The organism is Vibrio nigripulchritudo, from assembly GCF_027924785.1.
Classification (GTDB): domain Bacteria; phylum Pseudomonadota; class Gammaproteobacteria; order Enterobacterales; family Vibrionaceae; genus Vibrio; species Vibrio nigripulchritudo.
In genome coordinates this window covers 1,558,223-1,579,941 of the sequence record NZ_AP027050.1, presented here as the reverse complement: position 1 = coordinate 1,579,941, position 21,719 = coordinate 1,558,223, and the positions used below count along the sequence as shown (strand labels likewise).

Genomic DNA, 21,719 nt, shown 5'->3' with positions numbered 1-21,719 from the left:
TTGGGCTATTTCGAAAAGGATTTTTGGGGGTGGCAAATGAGCGAGATACTCATTGTGGACGATGTTGCTGAGAATTTGCATGTATTGCGAAAGATATTGGTGACAGAAGGCTACAAAGTGCGGGCAGCAACATCGGGAGAGCAAGCCATTCAGGGAATGTTGACGAACACTCCTGATATGGTTCTGATGGACATCAATATGCCTGAAATGAGTGGGATTGAAGCATGCAGAGAAATCAAGTCTCACCCTGCGCTGAGCGGTATCCCGATCCTTTTCGTTAGTGCCCATTCTGAAATAGATTTTGTTGTCGATGCGCTCAATGCTGGTGGTGTGGACTACATCTACAAGCCCTATCGAAGTGAAGAGGTGACAGCCAGGGTAAAAACACACCTGAATTTGGCAAAATCCCATCAGGCAATGGTGAACCGCGAAGTGGTCGCGGCCATAGGTGAAATGGTTTCTGGGGTTGCCCACGAGCTGAATACCCCGCTAGGTGTTGCCACAACAGCGTCTTCACACCTTTCTGACCTGTTGCAGACTGTCATTCGTTCCTCCCAGAATCAGACTTTAACCGGCAAAGAACTGAATGAGTTTTTTAAAGCAGCGGAATCGAGCCTGGAAATGAGCAGTCGGAACATCGCCACTGCCTCCAAACAGGTTGATGCCTTTAAAACTGTGGCGGTGGATCAGCTTGAACATCGGGTCAGAGCAGTAAAACTGAATCACTATTTGATGCAATGTGCGTCGTTACTTCGACCAAAGCTGGAAGAGCAAAATATCGAGATGGAAGTGTTCAGCGGTGAGGATGAAATCGATATTGACCCAAGCCCTATTTTCCAGATTGTATCCACGTTGTTGACCAATTCGATACATCACGCCTTTGAGAATATATTCGAAAGGGTCGTGAACCTGAACGTCAGCATTGAAGATCAAGAACTGTGCATGGAGTATTGGGATAACGGCAACGGTGTGTGTACCGATGTTCTGACGAACCTGTTCAAACCGTTCTTTACGACCAAAAAAGGAAGCACTCGCCACATTGGGCTGAGTGCCTCGGTTTTATATACTCTGGTGACCATCAACCTTCACGGAACTCTGTTTGCTTCCAGTGGAGATCGTGGTCTGTATTATGATATCCGCATTCCTATAAGCAGCCTTAGTTAACGGAACAGCACTTTTTTGAGAGGAGTCTTAGACAGGCTCCACACAAACAATACGCTGCAAATGAGTGTTCCGCTCACCAATACAAAATCTCGGGTAAACGCTTCCAATCCTGCAAAACGGACCAGATTGTCGACCAGAATCTGAATAGGAAGATGTGCCACGTAGATACCTAGCACCAGCTTAGAAAGGCTCATCACCCAATCGCGACGTCCCCAGTCTGGATTTGCCAGCAGGATGAAGAATAATCCTGTTGCCCAGATTGGTGTGCCCGCTAGAAAATCATGAGTATTAAATGGCGTTCCATAGGCAGTCAGAATCTCGGCTTCTCCCATATGGAGTGACAATCCAGCCAAAGCTACGATGATGGCAGACTGAATATTCATCGTCAGATTCAATCGACGGATTTCAAAGCCAATCAGTACCATTAATGTGCTGAAAAATGGTCCATTCCGCGTGAAAATTGGGAATTCTATTCCCGTGACTTCTCGATAGCTTCCAGCCAGAACACCAAACACATAAAGACCGCCAGCAATCAGGATCAGTCCTCTCGTCCAGTTAAAGTGCACGCCCACGGCAATAATTGCCACGGCACAAAGCAAACCGGGGATAAACCATAAGTGTACCAGCCCTCCTTCAAAGAAAGTGTTTAGAGGGTTTTGCAATAGCCATTCCCAGTACCCACTGCGTTCTGCAATATACCCATCTGTTAAGAAGGCGTGCCAGTTAAATGGCATCAGCAGGCAAATGACACTCCACACTAACCAGACCTGAATCAAGGGCAAACTGTAGTTTTTGAGTGTGGTAAAAGGATCGCGGCTTAACTTGGGTTGAATAAGAAACCCTGAGAGCAAAAAGAAGAAAGGCACAGCAAAACGGGAAAGCTGATTGAGAGCGTAACCCGTCCAGATTACCGCATCGCTGGCGTTTGGGTGATTTAGCGATTGGCTATGAAGAAATATGATAGCAAACATGGCTATCAGTCGACCCAGCTCCAAACTGGCAATTTTATTGGAATGAACTAACGACATAAAGAACTCACTCTTAGGGTTTATTTCTCGATTTTACCCAGTATTTCATTAGGTTACGCTGAGCCACGTCATAAAACGAAATGGGTTAGATTAAGAGTTCTTAATGAAACGAAAGTTGCCAGATGCGGATAAATTGACATTCACATCAAGCCAAAATGAGTCAGCATTGCAATTCCGACAGAGCAGGTGAGTAATGAGCCTACTGTAGTCAGTGCAATGATGTTGGCGGCTAATGTGGGGTTTCCTCCCATAGCCCTTGCCATCACATAGCTTGCAGCCGCGGTAGGTGACGCCGTCATAAAGAACAGCAACCCTAACTCCATCCCACGATACCCCAGTAATAATCCGCCTCCGACTATAATCAGTGGGCACAAAAAGAGCTTCTGAACCGCGGAAAACCAGGTGGAGTTGATTTCTTTTTTGAGCGAGCGAAGGTTGAGGGAACCGCCAGTACAAAGAAGAGCCAGTGGTAACGTCATGTCTGCAAAGTAACCGCCGGCATGTGAGACGATTTCAGGAATGGGTACGGACAGTGCGTAACATACAAAACCCAGCAGAATAGCGATGATCAGTGGATTCTTAGTGATCGATTTTCCGAACATGGAAAAGGCTTTCAACTTCGAATCCTGTTGTTTTGGGCTTAATGCAATGACCGCCAGAATATTGTAGAGAACGGTAACGGCACCTACATAAAGCGCTGCGTTTGCGACGCCTTGTTCCCCATACATATTTGCCATGTAGGCCAAGCCAATAATAGCTAAGTTAGAACGGAATCCGCCTTGGATAATAACGCCTATGTCACTGGAATCTTTAAAGAACATTTTGGTTGAAGCAAACATGAACAGAAAAAACACCAGATTCGCGGCCAATCCATACAAGGTAAATGGAAGACTTTTTCCCACATCGTAATCGGACTGAACAATGCTCAGAAACAATAACGCTGGTAGCGTGACCTTAAAAACGAGCTTTGAAGCCGTTTCTATAAACTCTTCGTTGATCAGATTCGCTCGTTTCAGAAAGACACCAAGCACCAACATTAAACAGATAGGTCCGGTGATACTGGCAGAAAAAGCGAGCTGTTCGAGCATAAAGACTTCCTAGAAATATGCGATGTGCAAAGTGATTTGGATACAAATGTATCTTCTCGGTAACAGAGATGCCATCGTTTCGCGGTTTTGGTGCCCAATGACAAGCAAGAATCACAAAGATGTTTAAACTATCATTATATCTTTGAGTAATAATTTCAATAAGATGTCATATCATTTAACCATTCTTAGCGTGGTTGAGATTAAATACAGGTTGTAAAAAAGAACGACTGTGCTATTAATAAATAGCGCGAATTGATTCGTTCGCTTTGTCACTTTTGAGAGTTCTGATGAGTAAAGGCAAACTGACCAAAGAAAACATACTGAAAACCGCATTCCATGTCGCCAGCCAAGACGGCTTGGAAAGCCTGACGATTGGTGAGTTAGCCAGGCATTGCAGTATGTCCAAAAGTGGTCTTTACGCGCACTTTAATTCTAAAGAGAACTTGCAGGTTACCGTGATTGAGTATGCGAACCTGATTTTTGCGCAGCGGGTCGTTGAACCTGCAAGAACAAAGTATTCAGACGATATAGAAGCCAAAATCCGGCTGCTGCTTGAAAATTGGCTGACCTGGAATCACTCCTTTCAGGGGAGCTGCATGTTTCTTGATGCATGGCGTAGCGATGCTGAAGAGGGAAATGCTATCCAGAAGAGCCTGGTTGCTGGTATTGAGAAATGGCTTCATTACCTTGAAATCCAGGTCGAGAAAGCCAAGGAGCAAAACATTTTTATGGTCGATCTGGATGCAAAACAGGCAGTTTTTCAGCTCTACGGTGCTTATCTGAGTAGTCAGCTGTTTTATTCTGTAGAGGGAGAGCAAGTGAGCCGTGAACGTTTCTGGTTGAGCGTGAATTTCCTGTTTGATCACTGGCGGAAATAGCAGGGTCTTCAGACCCTAAAACCAAAGACCAAATAAAGACAAGACTGGTTAACCAGTCCATTTTTTTAACTATAAATAGTACGAGCGTTCTATTTTAAGGGAATGACAACACCATGAGTGAGAAGATTTATTTTAACGCATCCAACAAGTTCAGCCTGAAGTGAAGTCTGGTGAACTGTACAACGCGTCTTCACCACACCCTTGCGCCAAAACACGCGATGAAGACAGCGCGAAAGGTGTTGCTGACTCCCGCCAGACTGGCACCTAAAAATCCTACTCCACAAGGGCTAATCAAAGGTACGGTAACGACCAGCCATGGCAAGCTTTCCACCTATCAGTTGGGGAGCGGTCCTGTCTGGGTGCTTACCCATGGGTGGTCAGGCAGTTCCAACCAGTTTTTTCCTTTAATGGAACACATCGCTTCCAAAGGGTACACAGCTTTGGCGTATGACCACCCAGCGCATGGCGAAAGTGAAGGTGAGGTAGGGCATATACCCGCGTTTGTTGAGGGGTTGGATACCGTGCTTGACAGTGTGGATGAATTTGCTGGCATCATTGGACACAGTATGGGGACGGCTTCAGTGCTTGAGAGTCGACACCAAAAGGCAGAAAACTGCCCAGTCATTCTTGTTGCTCCCGTTCTGAACTACCTGGAAAATCTGTTCTCTAGTATTCGTCGTTCTGGGTACTCAATGAGACTGTTCAATGCCGTGGTTGGAGAGGTGGAGCGTCAATATAACTTCCCTATACAATCCATCGATCCCTATGCTCGCCTAATGGCAAGAAAAACGCCGTGTGTCATCGTTCATGATATTGATGACAAATTTACGCCATATTCGGTATCGGAAAAAGCTGGTGAAGAAGCTGAACGTGTTCAACTGGTGACGACGACCGGACAAGGGCACGGCAGGGTAATGAAATCCCCAGAAGTCATGAAGGCATTTGATGGTTTGCTGTAACTAAAACACTGGCTTGCACATTTTTACGGAACAAGGTAAAAACAATCAGTAATTCAAAAACAAGGAAGAAAAATGATTACTGAAAATACCTATTTTGACGGCAAGGTTAAATCACTCGGGTTTGTGCAGGCGAATCAAAATTTAAGTGTTGGGGTGATGGCAGTAGGTGAATATACCTTTGGAACTGAAGCACCAGAAAGAATGACCGTCGTGAAAGGCGATTTGACCGTTCGTGTCATCGGTTCCGAAGAATGGATAACATACGCGTCAGGGGAGTCCTTTGATGTCCCACGTAACTCATCATTTGACCTTAAGGTAGAGCAGCCAACCGCTTACCTGTGCGAGTACCTGTAAAAAAGAAGCCACATAGCCGTCGTAGGGATACGCCGGAGCAGTCTATGTGGCAGAAAAACAAATAAAGATCGAAACCTGATACGGCTTACCAGAACAGTTGGATCAGGTTTTTTCGTTTTTCGTGCTCAAAGCCAGTTTGAGCGAATAGGCTCCAGCGACACTAAAGGCGAAAAAGGCTGGGAAAAGTAACGCGTTAAACGCCCATATCGAAAACAGATAAGCCCCCAAAATCCCACCGATTACAAATCCGAAAAGAAGCGCCATAAATAAGCCGAGTTTCCTGCGGTCAGGTTTTTCACCCCTCAGCCTAGCCCCGAGCAGCAACCCTAAATCAGTAATAATGCCAGTCATATGAGTGGTACGAACTACCGCCCCGCTGTAGGTTGTCACCATGGCATTTTGTAATCCGCAAGCCGCAGAGGCTAAATAGTGACCAGAAATGGATCCTTTGGTAAGAACCCATGCCGCCAGGCTTAAGAGTATGCCTTCCAGGACAAGTGCAATGCCGTAGTGACGACCCAGCTTCAATGCTGTGTTCTGTATGAGCAGCCCACTCACCGCCGCACCAGCTAAAAAAGAGAGGACGACCCAGAGTAAATGCAGTGAACTGGCAGGAGATGAAAGTAACTCAGTCCCGAGCAATGTAAGCGTACCCGAAAGGTGCGATACGGATTGATGCTGGAACCCTAATAAGCCAATAGCATTGACGATACCTGCGATGGCTGCCAGACAAAAGGCACCATATTCAACCCAAGGGGGTAATCGAGTTAGCATATAAAACAACCAGCCTGCTTGAGAAAAAAAGCTATATTAACGCTGAAATAAGAAGTGTGCGCCAGAAAACTACGTTGGATTGATCCAGGGCAACAGCAATCGATTGTCGTTCGCGGTTTCTAGGTACTTTCCGCTGGTTTTGAACTTCCGTTTGCTGAGCGTTGACTGCGCATGTTCAGAATATTGCCCGCCAGCATTAAAATGCCTCCCAACAAAACCCACCAGTCGAGTGTCTCGTTGTATAGCCACATGCCCACAACAGCAATAATAGGTAAGCGGAAGAAATCAAGAGAGACGACCACCCCTGCATCGGCATACAACATGGCTCTCGCAATACAGAAATGAGCGGTTAAACCAGTCAGACCAACAATAAAGAGGTGTAGCCATTCGATGCCCATTGGCATCTGCCAGTCTTGATAAGACAAGACCAACCCAATGGGGAGCTGAATCAAACACATTAAAAATATGATCACTAGCGGCGGTTCTGTTTCGGCGAGATATTTAGTGCACACGTAAGCGGTTGAAAAGCTGATCGCAGCGAGGATGACAACAAATGATGCCGGGTCGAAAATATCTGCCCCCGGTTTAACGATCACCAGAACTCCAATAAACCCGAGCAACAAAGAAAAAGCTTTTACCTTGGTAAATGATTCATTGAGAAACCAGCACGCAATAAGAAGTGTCCAGAGTGGTACCGTGAACTCCAGTGCAAACACATTGGCAAGCGGTAAAAGAGATATGCCGACAAACCATGAATACTGCCCCACAAAGTTGATAAGATTTCTTCCAAGGTGGATGCCCATTTTAGGCGATTTTACTAAATGAAACTGACGAAAATGCGTCAATAACAGGGAGACCAGAATCAGTCCAATAACGCTGCGAGTGAAGACCAGCTGAACGGGCGTGTAAGCTTCACCCAATTCTCTGGCAGAAATTGCCATAAAGGTGAACGAACATAATGTTCCCATCATCCACATTACTGCCTTCATTCACTCTCCTTGGCTTTGGTTATGGTTGCTCTCATCGACGTAGGCTAGTACGTTGAAAATTAATGTCCTTTTAATCAACTAGCATTAACGACCATATAGCAAATGGCTGATTATTTCACCTCGACCAAAGTTTAATGCTCTATGGAGAAAGGGTGACTCGCTGGCTTTTATAGAGCCGGAACATGGTGATGGCATTGATTATTGCAAATGTGCTTTCCATAAGAATGCCACCGACTGATCCAAGGATCAGATTGTGAACCAGCCAGCACAATGTGTTGAGAAGAACGGTGCCACGCATCGCCAGCCCTTCCCATTTGTACATTCCCCATGTAGCAATCGATGTGCTCAAAAGCGTGAGATATTGATGAGGTTCTGAAGCGTTTGGTAAACCCAGAACCCAGATTAGACCGATAAATACCCACATTAGAAACGAAGACTGAGTACGAGTAGAAAAGTAGATCCTCAGGACACTCACTGCACAGGTGGTCGCAGCAGTCATTGCATCCATCAATACAAAATGGGCAACCAGCAATACCTGGAATAAAGCGAGATGGATTCTCATACGGTAGCTGCATTTATGGGCAAACGCAGCTGACCCAAACAGAAAGGCGATAAAGCCCACCAGTTGGGGAATCTCGGACAATTGGTCAAGCATAATTATTTTTGTGAACTAGCGCATACTGACTAAAAACGCATGATAATAAAAAATGGAAACTCTATGTAGGAAATCTCTCACAAATGCTGTAGGAAATGGTGAAAGTTTCGGATGCTACATTAAAGCGCTGACTTAATAACCCTCTGAATATTCTTAAGAATATTAGATGTTACTTATAAGTTATTAAAAGGTTTTTGCTCTGATTAGCCAGAAAAAACTCAATCCGGAGCTAATATTATTCATGCCGACAGGATACGGCGCTGTTCTAAGGAAAGAGCAGTTAAATTGGAATAAAGCACGAAGCTTTATATACAAAGGACAGTCATCAGGGGCGCGCACGGAAGAATTTGGATATACCTACGGAATAGGTTGCTTCGCTACAGGAATAGCGAGGGTAAGGATACAAATGGACACCGCTTTGGAAGGCGCGTAACGGACAGGCAGCAGGATGTTGCAACATTGATGGAGTGAATGACGCGGGATGCGTTAAGTAGCTGGAACGCTGCCAGAAAAACTTAACCCCAACACGAAAGTGTTGGGGTTTTCTTTTTAGAAGTAAAAAATGAACATCACACTTCAGAGATAATATAGAAACGATTTTTACCGTTTCTTTTGGCCATATACATCGCGTTGTCCGCCTGATTGAGGCGCTGCTCGAACTCGCGGATCGGACCAGCAGTCATCACTACACCAATGCTCGCGGACACCGGATGCTCGTCGCAGGTATGTTCTCCACAGGAGCAAACATGCTCAATCTTAGTCAGCAGAGACTGTAAAAGCTGACCAATCTGTTCGTGAGATTGGGCTTCCGTTAATAAAAAGACGAATTCGTCACCGCCGAGTCGCGATGTAATCCCTATCCCTTCAAAGTGTTCACTGATAATAGACGCGATCTGTTTTAAAAACTTATCGCCTTGTTGATGACCAAAGCGATCATTAATGTGTTTGAAGTTGTCTAGATCAAGCAGACAAAGTGCCGTAACTTGCTGGGGTTCTAGCTTTAGGTTCGAAACCTGCTCCTGCAAACTCAAACGATTTACTAGTCCGGTTAATGGATCTTTCATCGCCAAATCCTGCAACACTTCTTTTTGCCTTTGAAGCTGCTCGTTGGCATCTGAAATGACAGACGTTTTGTAAAAGCTATAAACCATCGCACTTAACACAACCAATGTCAGTGCAGAAAATGCAAACAAGACAAGGTAGGGGATCCAGAGAATAGGCATGGTTTGGGTGAAATGAATGTCCAATTGCCAAGTTCTGCCGGGCAATGTTAGTGGAAAGCTATAAGAAAGGTGACCATCGGGTTCATCATTCACCAAAGGAAAGATACGTTTGTTGGTGTCACGAGTCACATCACTCAACACGAAATGAATGTGATCCCGGTTTGCCAGATTGTTCAGAAGCAAACGTTCAGGCTTTACCAGCATTATCACAAAGCCTTTCAAATTGTCTGGTGGGAACACGTTCTTATCGAGAGTTCTGTGATTCTCATGCTGCTGAAATACTGGAAAGTAGATGGCGGTTGCGAGTGGACCGTCTGGGTCTTGCACAATCGAGAATGGGCTGGTGGCATGAATGCGTCTGAACATTGCCGACTGACGAATGGCGTGCTCGTTGTATGGGCGATTAGCCAGCTCTAACCCAATGGCTTTTTTGTTGGGTTGCAGAGGCTCGGTATACATGACTGGAAAGTATACGGCTTGATCCGGAGCTTTCAGCGTTTGCGATGCATTGCTGTTGGTCGTGAAAAAGCCCTTTGGAGCATACCCTTCCTGTTTTAAGTTATATTCAACAAGAAGCCTTTCCGCTTCGGTTATCTTGGGTGCCCACTGTATCGCCAGAATGTTGTACTGAGCACGGAGCATGATTTGTGAAAATTGAGCGAATTCTTTGCGCGACACCTGCTCAGACGCTGAAAACAGGGCTCCGTATGACTCGAGCAGCCCTGTGACATTATCTAGCAGGTACTGTGCTTCAAGGGCCTGAGTGTAAGCAATTTCATACAAGCTGGTTTCAACATTTTGCTTCTCGACAGTCGCAGCGATGCTATAGACAAACCAGGAGCTTAAGCTTCCTAAGCATGTCGTAAATAAAACGAGCAACGCCTGAATACGAGTAAGTTTGACCAACATGGAGTTTGAGAACCAGCAGAATTACGATAACCCTATATTTGCATATGCTAATTTATTTAATAAGTGGCTCAGTGAAATTATTATGAATTCTTGACGCAGTATCACCGACTTCAATACTTTTTTCATAATACGTATTTTTATTGAGAGAATGAAAGTTTTTATTTATCAATAACATGGCGGAATGTGAGGTTAATTCTTTGTTTCTTCGCCTTTTTTGTTTTTGGAACCGAGTGCAACCAATAATGTTGAGTTTCGCCTGCCATAATCAAAAGGGAGCCATGCGTTAAATTAAATTCTTGTTTTTCATCCAGATGTTTGTGTTTAAGAGCAAAACGTCTTGTGTCTCCCAAAGACACTGAAGCAATGACAGGGTTGGTGCCTAACTCTGGTTCATTATCCTGATGCCAGCCCATGGAGTCGCTGCCGTCACGATATAGGTTTGCAAGCACTGAATTAAACTCAACCCCTGAAATTTGCCGGCAACTTTTCTCTAAAGCTCGCAGCTCAGGTGTCCAAGGGTGAGGGTTCATCGTTAACCCCGAATAGGTATAGGATGCGTCGCCATGCCAAGTCTGTAGGCGAGGTTGGAGCACTTTCTTTCCAAATAAAGTGATCCTTTCCTGCTTCCATGGAAGGGAATCAGTGAGCTTTATTTGTAATTTATTAGCATTTAACTCAGTAAGAAAATTGGGGTCCCAGTAGATTTTTGCGTTTGGAAATTCGAACCAGCGACCACTTTCCTCTGTGAACAAGTCATAGTTTTGCAATTGCACCTCCTCCTGTGCTTGGTCCACTCTCTGTTTTATCGTTTTATGCATTCAATATCGTTTTGAATCCACCAACTTTAACAAATATAGAGCGAGTAAGAAGCGAATTATGAGGTACAGGATTCAGTATGTTTTTCTGCCCTGTCAGAGTGTGGCTCTGAAGCGACTCTAATCAATTCAGAGAAGGCGAGGAATAGATGATAAAAGGTGCTGGCTGGGCTTTTGTAGTGAATGGGTAATCCATTTTCATCGACCTGATCAATCCACAGTCCGTGTTCTGCTTCATCAAGATAGAACTTGAATATGTTGTTCACCGCTTCAGAAATGCCAACTCGGTATGTATTTAGCTTGTCCGTTTCCCAAAGCGCAATTTGAGCCTTGAGGTACTCTGTCTGGCACCACAGTCTCGATGTAGAACGAAGGGTTTCACCATCAATGAGCACTTCATCCCGCACTAAGCCATTTTCGTTGTGTCCGTACAGATTAACAAATTGCTGCAGCGTATGAATTTTCTGTCTGGTGTCTTCCCCTGTCATATTTTGATATTGGTTTAAAAGCCATATCCATTCATAGTGATGACCGGGGTCGATACGCTCTGATTTCTCATGCTTAGGGTTCAGTTGAGAATCGAAAAACTCCTGAAGGCAATTTGTGCCCAGAAATTTGTTTTTAAACAATTGATAAAGGTTTTTTGCCCTAGATAGCCAGCGTTGATCCTGAGTAAATTGATAACAAACCAAAGTCGCCTCAAAAAGGTGCATGTGCGGGTTTTGACTTCGCAATACTCTGTTGGTATCGGAAGAAAAATACCCTCCGTTTTGCCTGTCCGACAGATGTTGCTCTAACCATTCAAAGATGGATTCCAGTTGACGTTTGCTCTGCTGGCTGTTGGTCAGGTTAAAGTGCCATGCGTAACCCAAGAGCGCAAAGGCAATATCGTAAGCTTCGGTCTCCGTGCTGTGAGGATCGCGTTTGTTATTGATCGAAAAGAAATAGCCTCCGTTTTCTGATTCAAACTTTGGAAATCCTTTCGTTACGGCAGATTCAATTTGAGGGAGTCCATCGATCATGCCCAGCTTAGTTGCATGGCAATAGACATACACTTGCCGAGGCTGCACCCTGAATCGAATTTCCGGTTCAAAATACGTTTGTCCCGGCGTCAAAAGCCCTTCGACGAATAGCCCATTTTTTTCGTCAAACCCTTTTCCAAGCCATAAAGGTAACGCATGCTGCTCTAGCCATCGGCGACACCGAGCTGCTTGAAATTCAATGCTTTCCATTACTCCTCCATGAGTTCGACCTACGTCATTAAGTGCTCAGCAATGAACCGTGATTCATCAGAACTTCCACAACGAAACAGCTTTAGAAAGGCACTTAGTTACGTTGCGTGGTTTTTCGAATTGATTTTCAAAAATGCGATATTGGTCATTTATTGAACAGTTGCAATGTGAGTCGTTATAAATCATATTAACTACATTATCAATAAAAATGACTCAAATTGATTCATTTTGAGTCAAAGCTAAGAGCCGATGACAGATTCAAATTTATCGAACGAAAACCTTATTCACCGAATGACTCAAAGCAAAGTCAGTCCAACAGAGCGTCGCTTAGTTGAGTACTTGCTTTCTCTATCGGAATACAAGCTGGCGACATTGAGCACGGACGAAATTTGCCAGAATGCCAACGCCAGCAGAGCCACCATCGGGCGTCTTGCAAAAAGGTTCGGCTACACCGGGCAGCGAGAACTCAGAATGGAAATTCTGAAAAGCAGTAGGGCAATGAAAGCGCAGGTTGAGTCAAGCCCAGAAAGCTCGCCAGACTTGTCAGCCAGTGATACGGCGATAGAGGTGGCCCATAAAGTGTTTGGCAATTGTTCCGTTCGCGCATTGCGTTTCTCAGACATGCTGGAGCAGTCTGACGTGCTGGAGAATACGTTAAACGAAATTCTTGCAGCCAGCAGGATCATTACGTTCGGAGTAGGTCAGTCAGCGATTGCAGCTTTCGATTTGTATCAGCGATTACTTCGCATTGGGTTATCCATTCATTGTGATTTGGATTGCCACACCCAGTTGGTTAAGGCATCACTGATGGAAGAAAGTGACCTTGCCATCATCATTTCTTATTCGGGTGTTACCCGGGAGATGGTCGAGGTGGCTCATACCGTCAAAGAGCGCAACAGCAAGCTGTTAGTGGTGACTGCAAAGTCGGGATCTCAGCTCGATGAAATGGCGGATCTGACGGTTCTGACTCCTCCGGGAACAGGGCTGTATGGTATGGATGCGGCGATGAACCGAATGATGCAAATTATGTTTAATGAAGTTATTTATCAATGCCTTGTCGTCGATTCTCCAAGCAGAGTGGTTATAGCTGATCAAGTTAATCGGGCGTTGGATCGTGGAAAACTCTTGAAAGAAACCAAAAGGACAAAAACATGACACAGCATTCTCAGATATCAGAATTAGAGGAGTCTGCGAGGCTCGCTCGAAAATACGTGTTTGATCAGATATACGCGTCTGGATCCGGTCACCCCGGTGGAAGTCTGTCCTGCATAGAAATACTGGTCGCACTTTATCTAGGGCGAGTAAAGCCTGACTCTCAATGGATTCACACAACCGATCGGGACCACATCATTTTATCGAAGGGACATGCCGTTCCTGCCCTTTACTCTGTCCTTGCTTTGGCTGGTTTGATTCCCGTAGATGAACTGAAAACGTTGCGACAACTGGGTTCAAGGCTTCAAGGTCATCCAGACCGCTCTCGTCTGCTTGAAATTGAAATGTCAACCGGCTCACTTGGTCAGGGGTTATCGGTGGGGCTTGGGCAGGCAATTGCTTTGCAAGACATTAATAGTTCGCACTTTGCGTTTGTCGTCTTGGGTGATGGTGAGATGAACAGCGGTCAGGTCTGGGAAGCGATCGCTTACGCCGGAAGTGTCGGGTTAGGAAAATTAGTCGCCATTCTCGATGCAAACGGCATTCAGAACGATGGAAGGGTGGAAGACATTCAGAACCTGCTGCCTTACCGCGAGAAGCTGGAGTCGTTTGGGTGGGCGGTGTACGAAGTGGATGGTCAGTCAATGGAAGAAGTACTGGGCGCTATTCAGTGGGCAACTTCTGATGAGTTGGCAGATAAGCCCAAAGTAGTGATTGCCAATACAACCAAAGGTGCCGGCGTGTCGTTTATGGAAAATCAGGTGGACTGGCACAGTCATGCATTGAGTGATGAAGAGTATCAGGCGGCCTGCAAAGAGGTGATGTCATCATGAATATTGAAACTCCGTTTGAACCCAATAGCTTGGTCTCACTAAGAGACGCATACGCAAAAACCATTATGTCTGTCGGTAATGCCCATGAAAATGTCTATATGCTGGACGCCGACTTGTCTAAATCGACCAAGACTGCTGAATTTGCAAGCCAGTACCCGAATCGCGCCCTCAACATCGGAATTGCTGAGCAGAATATGGTCGGTATCGCGGCAGGGCTTTCTACCATGGGGCTGGTTCCGTTTGTGAATACTTTCGCGGCTTTTCTGACACGACGAGCATGCGACCAAATTGCCATTTCCGTGGCTTATCCAAAACTGAACGTTAAATTCTTTGGATTTCACGGAGGAATCAATTTAGGGGAAGATGGCGCAACGCAACAGGCGGTAGAAGACATCGCCATCATGAGGTCAATCCCAAACATTCGGGTCTATTCTCCCATTGATGCCAATGATCTGGCGTGGGTGGTGAATGACATCATGGCTCACGAAGGTCCAACTTATGTCAGGCTATCACGCTTCCCGTCTCCCACTTTGCTGACTGAAAAATCCAGACCAAAAAATGAAACACCGGCATATCGGGTTATGAAGCCGGGCAGTGACTTAATGGTCATCACCACAGGAACATTAACCTCAAAGCTGCTGGATGCGGCAAAAGTGATGGAAGAGAAGGGTCTCAAAGTTCAGGTGGTAGCGGTGACTCGCATTAAACCTTTAGGTGGTGAACTGGCGGATATCGTGATGAACACTGATGCCCCTGTTGCAGTAGTCGAAGAGCATTCAATTCATGGTGGGCTGGCGGATGCGGTGAGTCAGTTGCTCGATGCCCGTGCCCATTCCCACGTTTTGCATCGGATAGGCGTTCAGGACAGATTTGGAGAGTCCGGTCACCCAGATGCACTACTAGAAGCATTTGAACTGGCGGGTGATCCGCTGGTGAAAAAACTGTCGGCATTGATATCGTGAGTGTCGGCGAATTTGCCTTCTGGCAATTCATGTAGCGGTAAGGATGAGTCGCCAGTAGCTAATTATGGAAAAGGAGTTCAGCAAAATGAAAAGTCGAAGGATAATATCTCTTTCTACACTCTTCATAGCGTTACTGAGTGCACCATTATCAGCGAAAGAGACGGTTACAGTCTGGTCGTGGTTTGTTCAAGGAACCATGCAAAAGTCCATTGAGGCTTTTGAAAAGAACAACCCAGACATTGATGTTAAATACACCTACTACAACTACTCACCAGAGTATCTTACAGCCCTGAAAGCCGGCGCCGTATCGGGAGGGTTACCCGATGTTATCGGTTTGCAGCCGGGGTCGTTTACTCAGCGGTATCGTGAGCACCTTGCCCCTCTGAACGGTTTTGCATCGAAGGAGTGGGGAGACGCCTGGATTAAAAATGTGTTTCCCATAAACGTTCGGCAGATGCGCATGGGGAATCCGGTTGGAGATGAAAACTTCTATATTCTTCCACAAGAATCGCAAGTTTTGGCAATTTGGTACAACCGGAAGATATTTGAACAACTAGGGATAAGTGTTCCGAAAAGCTACAGTCAGTTGGTTTCCGCATCCAAAACGCTCAGTGACAAAGGATACATTCCGATGTTTCAGGGAGCCGCAGATGGATGGCAGAACATCAATGTGTTCCTGATGCTAGCGAATCAGTACTCTCCGGGCTTGATCGAAAAAGCACAATACGGTCAGGCGAAATGGACAGATCCGGCACTTGTGAAAGCGATGAAGTCATGGAAGAAACTGTTTGACGATGGCGTATTCCAAACCGGTGCCCTTGGTGCTCATGCTTACCCGACTGGCGCGCAGCTATTTGCTCAGGGTCGAGTGGGTATGATGGCATTGGGTTCCTGGTGGATGCAGGAAAGTAAGTTTCCACCACCATTGTCTGAATACGTTCAAAACATGGATGGATTTGACTTCTTCCATCTTCCGGCGATGCCTGATTCAGACCGAGCATCACCACCTATTGGTGGTATAGATATTGGTTATGGTCTCACCAAAAACGGTCAGGATAATCCGGCAGCATGGAAGTTTCTGGCGTCTTTAGTGAATGGCGAGGCACTGCAACAGGCACTGAATGACCTTAATGATCTTCCCGCGTTTGAAGGGCATGGACCAAAAGGAGACATCAGCGCTCACGTTCATGACATGTCTGCGCGGTTTATGACAGATCTGGCGGTTGCCGAGAACCAGAGATTTGCAAATCCAACCATTTCTGATGCTCTGGAAAATGCACTTTCCGGTGTGGCTGCGGGCAGTATTTCACCAGAAAAAGCGATGCAGGATATGCAGAACGTCACGGCTAAGGTATTGAAGAAATAAGCGGTAACCAGCAAAGGGCTGGTCTTTCAACAAGACAATTCAGGCTTCAGTTCGCAATGAGTATTTCTGTTTGAAGCCGTCTAAGCTAATAACAAGTAACGCGTAATGCGGCAATTAAGCGATCCCATATCGCGCATTCTCAGCCTGATTACGTTTATACATGAAAGATCAGCCACTTCTGGGGTTGGCAGGTTCTGTTCTATTTTGTCATCAAAAAGCACGTGAATGGCTGACATTACATGCGTCATTTTCTGACCGATTAAGGTGAAACGTCTATGAACTCATTACCTGTAACAAAAGAGGTTGCCAGTTCATACCAACTGTCGTTCATACGGTGGTTGGGTAGATACTCATTTCTGCTTCCGGCAGCGATTATCTTTATGGTGTTTATCGCTTACCCCATTGCCTGGGTATTCACCAAAAGCTTGTTGAGCGAAGGTTCTGGTGGAATCGATCAATTTGTCGGTTTTGAACACTACGTGTCAGTAATGAAGGATCCGGTGTTCTGGACAGTAATGAAGAACATGTTTTTATGGGCTTTGATTACGATTCCTGTCCAGATGCTTATCGGTGGGACGATCGCCTATTTTATCGAATTCTACACCAATCGCTGGCGCGCCTTTTTCAGAACCTGCTTCTTTCTCCCTGTTGTGACATCGGTTTCGGTTGTCAGCCTGATTTGGGTACAGATCTACGCGCCTTACTATGGAATAGGGCAGGAGTACCTGAAGATGATAGGGATTCAACTGTCGAATTCTCCTCTGGGGGATCCCGACTTTGCGATATACGCGCTTATCATAGTGAACATTTGGCAATGGACTGGATTTTCGATGCTGATGTACATCGCTGGGTTAACCAATCTGCCAAGAGAAATACTGGAAGCGGCACGGGTTGATGGAGCTAAAGGGCTTCGCCTGGCGGTATCCATCATTATTCCCATGCTTTCTTCTTCAACAAAATCCTTGCTGATGCTGGGCATCATAGGGACATTGCAGACATTCCCTATCGTCTTCTTAATGACTAATGGCGGACCAAACAGAGCCAGTGAGATTTTTGGCACTTACATTTTCAAGCAGTCATTTGTCATTGGTGATTTAGGCATCGGAGCTGCATTGTCGGTTATGGTTCTGCTGATTGCTTTCATCCTTTCCGTTCTGCAAATCGTCATTCTCGGCAGCCAGCCGGATGGAGAAAAAAGGGGGAAAGACGCATGAAGAAACCCGCCAACAGCGAAATAAGAAGAAGTATCGCGATTCACCTCTCTCTTTTGATTGTGCTGATGATCTGGATGATTCCAGAAGTGTACATGTTTACCATGTCACTTCGTACGCCAGCTCAGGTGTTCGATCCTTCACTGTTCGTATGGCCGATGTCTTTGGATAATTTTGTGACGGTCATTTCTGACAACCCTCTGCACGTCTTCTTTCTTAACAGCGTGATCGTGACGGTAGTGACAGTCGCTATGGTCATCGTTATATCGTCGATGTTCGCTTTTGCCATATCGGTACTCAAGCTGCCGGGATCTCTGGTGATGTACGCCATCTTACTGACCACGCTTATGGTGCCCATCGCTTCGCTGGTATTACCTTTGGCAATTTTGCTCAAAAATTTTGACTGGGTGAATCGGTATCTCGGTCTGATTTTGCCTTATGTCGCGTTAGGTGTTCCTTTTGCCGTAGTGGTTCTCAAGGCGTTCTTTGAAGATTCGCCAAAAGAGCTTTTTGATGCTGCGAAGGTCGATGGATGCAATGCCATGCAGATTTACTGGCATATTGCTCTTCCTTTGGTGCGTCCGGCGCTTGTGTTCGTCGCTATCTGGCAGTTCATAGTCACCTGGAACGAGTTTTTCCTCGCGTTGGTGATCATGACTGAAACGGAAATGAAAACACTGACCATAATTCCGATGCAATATTCGGGCTTCTACATGGCGAATCCGGGCGCTTTGTTTGCCATTCTTTCAATCATCGCTATTCCACTTATCGTGCTTTATATCGTTGTTCAACGGGCATTCGTACGTGGGCTGACTTCCGGGGCTGTAAAAGGTTAATGAACATGGAAAACAAACGATTTTTCGCTGGGATAGACGTGGGCACGTCTTCAATGAAAGCTGTCCTGATAAGTATTTCAGGCTCGGAATGTGCTGTATGTTGGTCGGCGTCGAAACCCTACAACGAATTGTCTGAACCAGAAAGAAACCCCAGCAGATGGGAAGCTGTTGCCTATGACTTATTGCAACAGTTGTTAGCCATCCAGTGCCCGGAGGCAATCGGGTTTACAGGGCAAATGCACACTTTTTGGGCGGTGGATGAATCAGGGAATAGCGTTGCTCCGGTAAAACTGTGGCTGGATATGGATGGCAGCGACGCGTTGGCTAGCGTGAACTATTCTCGCGAGCAATGGCTGGATATGACAGGGAATATTCCACTCCCCGATTTTACCCTTGCCAAATGGCTGTGGGCAGTGTCTCAGGACTCCACATTACCCGATAAAATCGCCAGAATTTACTGCGCAAAAGATGCGGTAAGAAAAGCATTGGCACCCGATTCTTTGTTTGTCACCGATGCGAACGAAGCCGCAGGGATGCAGTGCTTTGACCCAATCACTCGTCAGTGGCAGGCAGACATTCTATCGACAACGAAGCTAACACAACGTGCATTGCCAAAAGTAATAGACGGGCGAGAAGAGGCAGGGAAAATCAGCCTGAAAAGTTCAAGCAGTGAGAACAACACATTGGTTCTTCTTATCGTTGGAGCAGGCGATCAGGCAACAGCAGCGCGAGCCGTTGGCGGGCATCTGGAAGGCACGGTTTCTGTTTCTCTGGGAACCTCAGGGGTACTGTCATTTAATATGAGAAAAGAGCAGTTTCCAAAACAATGGACAGGGGATTTCCACTGGTTTCCTTTCGGGTTTGGAGACACTGAACAGATCATCGGCACGATTCCCTCATTAGGGAGCACGCTGGAATGGTTTATGGGTCTGTATCAAATATCGAGGCAAGAGTTTGGAGTGCTCTCCAGTCAGGCATTAAGCACTACCTCCCAAGTTCATTTTCTGCCGTTTCTCTCTGGCTCTGGTGCTCCACAGCCGAATCACAATGTGCGATCTTCCTGGCATAACGTGTCTCTGAATACAGAACGAGTGGATTTAGTCAGGGCTCTGCTTAATGGCATCGCTTTGGAGTTTTCCGAAATACTGAACCGGGCAGAAGATATCGGAATCAGGGTTGAAAAACTGGTGTTTTCAGGAGGAGGTGCCAGGGTTGAACCCTTACTGGCCGTCATATCAAGCACCTTGGGTGTGCCCTGTTATAAAACGAATGAAACAGAGGCCAGCGCGATTGGTGCGGCTTTGCTTGCTGCTGATTCACAGATGCCAGCCCATGACATCGTGGTTCCAACTTCATCCTTGGAGATGGTTGATACATGTCCGTTATCGTCTGACTACCGTGAACAATGGCGAAGTTACCGAAATCAAGCGATTGAAGCTCAAAAGTAATGGAGAAAGGATATGGCGAATTTAAGTCTGCTCAATGTCTGTAAATCGTTTCGTGACAATCAGGTAATTTCTCCTCTCGACCTAAAAGTTCAAGATGGTGAGTTCTGTGTGCTGGTGGGACCGTCAGGGTGCGGAAAATCCACACTGCTGAGAATCATTGCCGGATTAGAGAAAGTGACCGATGGGCAAGTGTACATCGGCGACGATGATGTGACGGAGCGAGAGCCGGCTGACCGCTCTATTGCGATGGTTTTTCAGTCCTACGCTTTGTACCCACATATGACGGTAGAACGCAACATCGGGTTCGGGCTGGAAATTTCAGGCGTGCCCAAAAAAGAAATTCGTAAACGAGTCCGAACCACATCAGACACCTTGCAAATAACCCATCTACTAAATCGAAAGCCAAGAGAGCTGTCAGGAGGGCAAAGGCAACGGGTGGCGATTGGCCGGGCAATTAGTCGAAATCCCAAACTATTTCTGCTGGATGAACCCTTATCCAATTTGGATGCAGCACTCAGAGTGGGTATGAGGCTTGAGTTGCTAAAGCTGAAGCAGAAGCTTCAGGCGACCATGATTTATGTTACTCATGATCAGACGGAAGCCATGACACTCGCCGATCGAATCGTCATCTTAAACCAAGGCAGAATTGAGCAACAAGGCACGCCTCTGGAAATATTTCACAACCCGGTTAATCGCTTTGTCGCAAGCTTTATTGGTATTCCGGCTATGAATTTTCTTCCAGTAAAAATTACAGACGTACGGAACGAACTGGTCACGTTTAATTTCTTTGGCGCTGAGCACCGTATTCAATGTGAAAGTACGAGTAAGGTAACGGAGAGCATGTCGCTGGGAGTCAGACCTGAGTACTTGTCTCTTTCGCCCGAAGAGTCGGATTTCTCATTTGAAGGGAAACTCTTTGCTGTGGAAATGTTAGGAAGCGAGAGTTACCTCTATCTATATTGTGAAGAGAGAGAAATCATTGTGAAAGGAGGCGAGTCGATAGATGTCTTAGTAGGGCAAACAGTCAAAGTGTATGGCTCTCTTAAAACGAAGTCACCTTTTCGACCAGCATGGAACACGGGTGTCTTCCCGCAAAGATTTTTAGAAAGCTTATTTCGTCTTACTCAAGGCTTTTAAAGGATAGCCTCTGTTGTGCACTTAGGGATACAATGTGCCCTTTCCCAATCAAGGTAAAAAGAATGCAACAACAAGAGTTTGAAACACTGGTTAAAGCTTTAAGCGAGCAAAGTAATCTGCCCGACGCTTTGACTGCACTCAAAGCACATCAGGATGAAGAAGTTGCCCAGGCAGCAGAATCGTTAACCGGACAGTTTGCTTTGGCTGAGGTAGAAGGCGAAAAACGTATTTACCACGTGACTGTTCAGGAAAACGAGCAGGGGGAAGAGCAAGAGTACGTTGAGCACGTAATGAACGAAGGCGATGACGTAATTAAATTTGTTGCCTGGTTCTTCTTTAGTATGTTCGAAATAAAAGAACGAGACACTTATCAGGCGGCGGGTAAAACCTATAAGCAGCCGAAGCGTTCGTAACGTATTGTCGCCGTATACTTGCCCATAAATTTATACTCATCAGTTGGTTACTTGATTTGCAATAAAAGTGTGATCTAGATATTGATTCTGATTTCGTTAAGAGTAAAATGTGCGTCAAATCACATTTATGGAGAAGTCACATGGGTCTAGATCTTGGTTCAGTATACGTCGCCAATCAAATGGCAAAGCGCATGGTTGAAGAGAAACTTTACGGCACACCAACGCCAAAAGTAGAGAAAGTTTCACTGCTTCGCCGAATTGCAACGAAGGTGAAAAAATCCAGGTAAGGATAT

The 21,719-nt window shown here is 45.8% G+C and carries 22 protein-coding genes; 14 read left to right on the top strand and 8 right to left on the bottom strand.

Annotated features, from left to right (window positions below; all coding sequences use genetic code 11):
• The first annotated feature begins 36 nt into the window (after positions 1 to 36).
• Positions 37 to 1,164, top strand: a complete 1,128-nt coding sequence (locus tag QMG91_RS25470) for a hybrid sensor histidine kinase/response regulator (RefSeq protein WP_004408342.1) — start codon at positions 37 to 39, stop codon at positions 1,162 to 1,164.
• Here the strand turns inward: QMG91_RS25470 and QMG91_RS25465 are convergent.
• Both QMG91_RS25465 and QMG91_RS25460 read right to left on the bottom strand, forming a co-directional pair.
• Positions 1,161 to 2,192: an acyltransferase gene (locus QMG91_RS25465; protein WP_281830798.1), complete on the bottom strand. Its 1,032-nt coding sequence runs from the start codon at positions 2,190 to 2,192 to the stop codon at positions 1,161 to 1,163. The two genes, QMG91_RS25470 and QMG91_RS25465, sit on opposite strands and share 4 nt — an antisense overlap.
• 140 nt (positions 2,193 to 2,332) lie before the next feature.
• Complete coding sequence (locus tag QMG91_RS25460; protein WP_281830797.1) at positions 2,333 to 3,280, bottom strand: AEC family transporter; 948 nt, start codon at positions 3,278 to 3,280, stop codon at positions 2,333 to 2,335.
• 287 nt (positions 3,281 to 3,567) lie between these two features.
• Between QMG91_RS25460 and QMG91_RS25455 the strand changes: the two genes are divergently transcribed.
• The 3 genes from QMG91_RS25455 (at position 3,568) to ppnP (ending at position 5,471) form a co-directional block, all read left to right on the top strand.
• Positions 3,568 to 4,158, top strand: a complete 591-nt coding sequence (locus QMG91_RS25455; protein WP_022591263.1) for a TetR/AcrR family transcriptional regulator — start codon at positions 3,568 to 3,570, stop codon at positions 4,156 to 4,158.
• Between the two features lie 167 nt (positions 4,159 to 4,325).
• Complete coding sequence (locus tag QMG91_RS25450; RefSeq protein WP_281870364.1) at positions 4,326 to 5,117, top strand: alpha/beta hydrolase; 792 nt, start codon at positions 4,326 to 4,328, stop codon at positions 5,115 to 5,117.
• A 72-nt stretch (positions 5,118 to 5,189) separates the two neighbouring features.
• On the top strand, positions 5,190 to 5,471 hold the full coding sequence (ppnP, locus tag QMG91_RS25445; RefSeq protein WP_004408333.1) for a pyrimidine/purine nucleoside phosphorylase: 282 nt from the start codon (positions 5,190 to 5,192) through the stop codon (positions 5,469 to 5,471).
• 102 nt (positions 5,472 to 5,573) lie between these two features.
• On the opposite strand, the gene QMG91_RS25440 is transcribed toward ppnP, so the two are convergent.
• The 6 genes from QMG91_RS25440 to QMG91_RS25415 all read right to left on the bottom strand — a co-directional run bounded on the left by QMG91_RS25440 (position 5,574) and on the right by QMG91_RS25415 (position 12,068).
• Complete coding sequence (locus tag QMG91_RS25440; RefSeq protein ID WP_281830792.1) at positions 5,574 to 6,245, bottom strand: YoaK family protein; 672 nt, start codon at positions 6,243 to 6,245, stop codon at positions 5,574 to 5,576.
• A 119-nt stretch (positions 6,246 to 6,364) separates the two neighbouring features.
• On the bottom strand, positions 6,365 to 7,234 hold the full coding sequence (locus QMG91_RS25435) for a DMT family transporter (protein WP_281830790.1): 870 nt from the start codon (positions 7,232 to 7,234) through the stop codon (positions 6,365 to 6,367).
• A 139-nt stretch (positions 7,235 to 7,373) separates the two neighbouring features.
• Positions 7,374 to 7,889: a YgjV family protein gene (locus tag QMG91_RS25430; RefSeq protein WP_281830789.1), complete on the bottom strand. Its 516-nt coding sequence runs from the start codon at positions 7,887 to 7,889 to the stop codon at positions 7,374 to 7,376.
• A 569-nt stretch (positions 7,890 to 8,458) separates the two neighbouring features.
• Positions 8,459 to 10,021 (bottom strand): diguanylate cyclase, encoded by a 1,563-nt coding sequence (locus QMG91_RS25425; RefSeq protein ID WP_022602437.1) that lies wholly within the window; start codon positions 10,019 to 10,021, stop codon positions 8,459 to 8,461.
• A gap of 158 nt (positions 10,022 to 10,179) precedes the next feature.
• On the bottom strand, positions 10,180 to 10,794 hold the full coding sequence (locus tag QMG91_RS25420) for an alpha-ketoglutarate-dependent dioxygenase AlkB family protein (RefSeq protein ID WP_281832734.1): 615 nt from the start codon (positions 10,792 to 10,794) through the stop codon (positions 10,180 to 10,182).
• A gap of 101 nt (positions 10,795 to 10,895) precedes the next feature.
• On the bottom strand, positions 10,896 to 12,068 hold the full coding sequence (locus QMG91_RS25415) for an AGE family epimerase/isomerase (protein WP_281830787.1): 1,173 nt from the start codon (positions 12,066 to 12,068) through the stop codon (positions 10,896 to 10,898).
• Between the two features lie 249 nt (positions 12,069 to 12,317).
• Here QMG91_RS25415 and QMG91_RS25410 point away from each other — a divergent pair, with 249 nt between their 5' ends.
• The 10 genes from QMG91_RS25410 (at position 12,318) to QMG91_RS25365 (ending at position 21,713) form a co-directional block, all read left to right on the top strand.
• Positions 12,318 to 13,223 (top strand): MurR/RpiR family transcriptional regulator, encoded by a 906-nt coding sequence (locus tag QMG91_RS25410; RefSeq protein ID WP_004408322.1) that lies wholly within the window; start codon positions 12,318 to 12,320, stop codon positions 13,221 to 13,223.
• Positions 13,220 to 14,053, top strand: a complete 834-nt coding sequence (locus tag QMG91_RS25405; protein ID WP_281830785.1) for a transketolase — start codon at positions 13,220 to 13,222, stop codon at positions 14,051 to 14,053. The genes QMG91_RS25410 and QMG91_RS25405 overlap by 4 nt, the downstream gene beginning before the upstream one ends.
• Complete coding sequence (locus QMG91_RS25400) at positions 14,050 to 15,015, top strand: transketolase family protein (protein WP_022602440.1); 966 nt, start codon at positions 14,050 to 14,052, stop codon at positions 15,013 to 15,015. The genes QMG91_RS25405 and QMG91_RS25400 overlap by 4 nt, the downstream gene beginning before the upstream one ends.
• Before the next feature lie 85 nt (positions 15,016 to 15,100).
• On the top strand, positions 15,101 to 16,381 hold the full coding sequence (locus tag QMG91_RS25395; protein ID WP_022591275.1) for an ABC transporter substrate-binding protein: 1,281 nt from the start codon (positions 15,101 to 15,103) through the stop codon (positions 16,379 to 16,381).
• A gap of 275 nt (positions 16,382 to 16,656) precedes the next feature.
• Complete coding sequence (locus QMG91_RS25390) at positions 16,657 to 17,595, top strand: carbohydrate ABC transporter permease (protein ID WP_281830782.1); 939 nt, start codon at positions 16,657 to 16,659, stop codon at positions 17,593 to 17,595.
• Complete coding sequence (locus QMG91_RS25385) at positions 17,592 to 18,428, top strand: carbohydrate ABC transporter permease (RefSeq protein ID WP_022599303.1); 837 nt, start codon at positions 17,592 to 17,594, stop codon at positions 18,426 to 18,428. The genes QMG91_RS25390 and QMG91_RS25385 overlap by 4 nt, the downstream gene beginning before the upstream one ends.
• A gap of 5 nt (positions 18,429 to 18,433) precedes the next feature.
• Entirely contained in the window at positions 18,434 to 19,876 is a 1,443-nt protein-coding gene (locus QMG91_RS25380; protein WP_281830780.1) for an FGGY family carbohydrate kinase, read from the top strand.
• Between the two features lie 12 nt (positions 19,877 to 19,888).
• Positions 19,889 to 21,013 (top strand): ABC transporter ATP-binding protein, encoded by a 1,125-nt coding sequence (locus QMG91_RS25375; RefSeq protein ID WP_281870270.1) that lies wholly within the window; start codon positions 19,889 to 19,891, stop codon positions 21,011 to 21,013.
• Between the two features lie 62 nt (positions 21,014 to 21,075).
• Entirely contained in the window at positions 21,076 to 21,426 is a 351-nt protein-coding gene (locus tag QMG91_RS25370) for a hypothetical protein (protein WP_004408689.1), read from the top strand.
• Between the two features lie 140 nt (positions 21,427 to 21,566).
• Positions 21,567 to 21,713, top strand: a complete 147-nt coding sequence (locus QMG91_RS25365) for a hypothetical protein (RefSeq protein WP_004408694.1) — start codon at positions 21,567 to 21,569, stop codon at positions 21,711 to 21,713.
• Positions 21,714 to 21,719: the final 6 nt, after the last annotated feature.

Coding starts and splice junctions, on each gene's coding strand:
- QMG91_RS25470 (WP_004408342.1), top strand. CDS start 37: ATGAGCGAGATACTCATTGTGGACGATGTTGCTGAGAATTTGCATGTA.
- QMG91_RS25465 (WP_281830798.1), bottom strand. CDS start 2,192: ATGTCGTTAGTTCATTCCAATAAAATTGCCAGTTTGGAGCTGGGTCGA.
- QMG91_RS25460 (WP_281830797.1), bottom strand. CDS start 3,280: ATGCTCGAACAGCTCGCTTTTTCTGCCAGTATCACCGGACCTATCTGT.
- QMG91_RS25455 (WP_022591263.1), top strand. CDS start 3,568: ATGAGTAAAGGCAAACTGACCAAAGAAAACATACTGAAAACCGCATTC.
- ppnP (WP_004408333.1), top strand. CDS start 5,190: ATGATTACTGAAAATACCTATTTTGACGGCAAGGTTAAATCACTCGGG.
- QMG91_RS25440 (WP_281830792.1), bottom strand. CDS start 6,245: ATGCTAACTCGATTACCCCCTTGGGTTGAATATGGTGCCTTTTGTCTG.
- QMG91_RS25435 (WP_281830790.1), bottom strand. CDS start 7,234: ATGAAGGCAGTAATGTGGATGATGGGAACATTATGTTCGTTCACCTTT.
- QMG91_RS25430 (WP_281830789.1), bottom strand. CDS start 7,889: ATGCTTGACCAATTGTCCGAGATTCCCCAACTGGTGGGCTTTATCGCC.
- QMG91_RS25425 (WP_022602437.1), bottom strand. CDS start 10,021: ATGTTGGTCAAACTTACTCGTATTCAGGCGTTGCTCGTTTTATTTACG.
- QMG91_RS25415 (WP_281830787.1), bottom strand. CDS start 12,068: ATGGAAAGCATTGAATTTCAAGCAGCTCGGTGTCGCCGATGGCTAGAG.
- QMG91_RS25410 (WP_004408322.1), top strand. CDS start 12,318: ATGACAGATTCAAATTTATCGAACGAAAACCTTATTCACCGAATGACT.
- QMG91_RS25405 (WP_281830785.1), top strand. CDS start 13,220: ATGACACAGCATTCTCAGATATCAGAATTAGAGGAGTCTGCGAGGCTC.
- QMG91_RS25400 (WP_022602440.1), top strand. CDS start 14,050: ATGAATATTGAAACTCCGTTTGAACCCAATAGCTTGGTCTCACTAAGA.
- QMG91_RS25395 (WP_022591275.1), top strand. CDS start 15,101: ATGAAAAGTCGAAGGATAATATCTCTTTCTACACTCTTCATAGCGTTA.
- QMG91_RS25390 (WP_281830782.1), top strand. CDS start 16,657: ATGAACTCATTACCTGTAACAAAAGAGGTTGCCAGTTCATACCAACTG.
- QMG91_RS25385 (WP_022599303.1), top strand. CDS start 17,592: ATGAAGAAACCCGCCAACAGCGAAATAAGAAGAAGTATCGCGATTCAC.
- QMG91_RS25380 (WP_281830780.1), top strand. CDS start 18,434: ATGGAAAACAAACGATTTTTCGCTGGGATAGACGTGGGCACGTCTTCA.
- QMG91_RS25375 (WP_281870270.1), top strand. CDS start 19,889: ATGGCGAATTTAAGTCTGCTCAATGTCTGTAAATCGTTTCGTGACAAT.
- QMG91_RS25370 (WP_004408689.1), top strand. CDS start 21,076: ATGCAACAACAAGAGTTTGAAACACTGGTTAAAGCTTTAAGCGAGCAA.
- QMG91_RS25365 (WP_004408694.1), top strand. CDS start 21,567: ATGGGTCTAGATCTTGGTTCAGTATACGTCGCCAATCAAATGGCAAAG.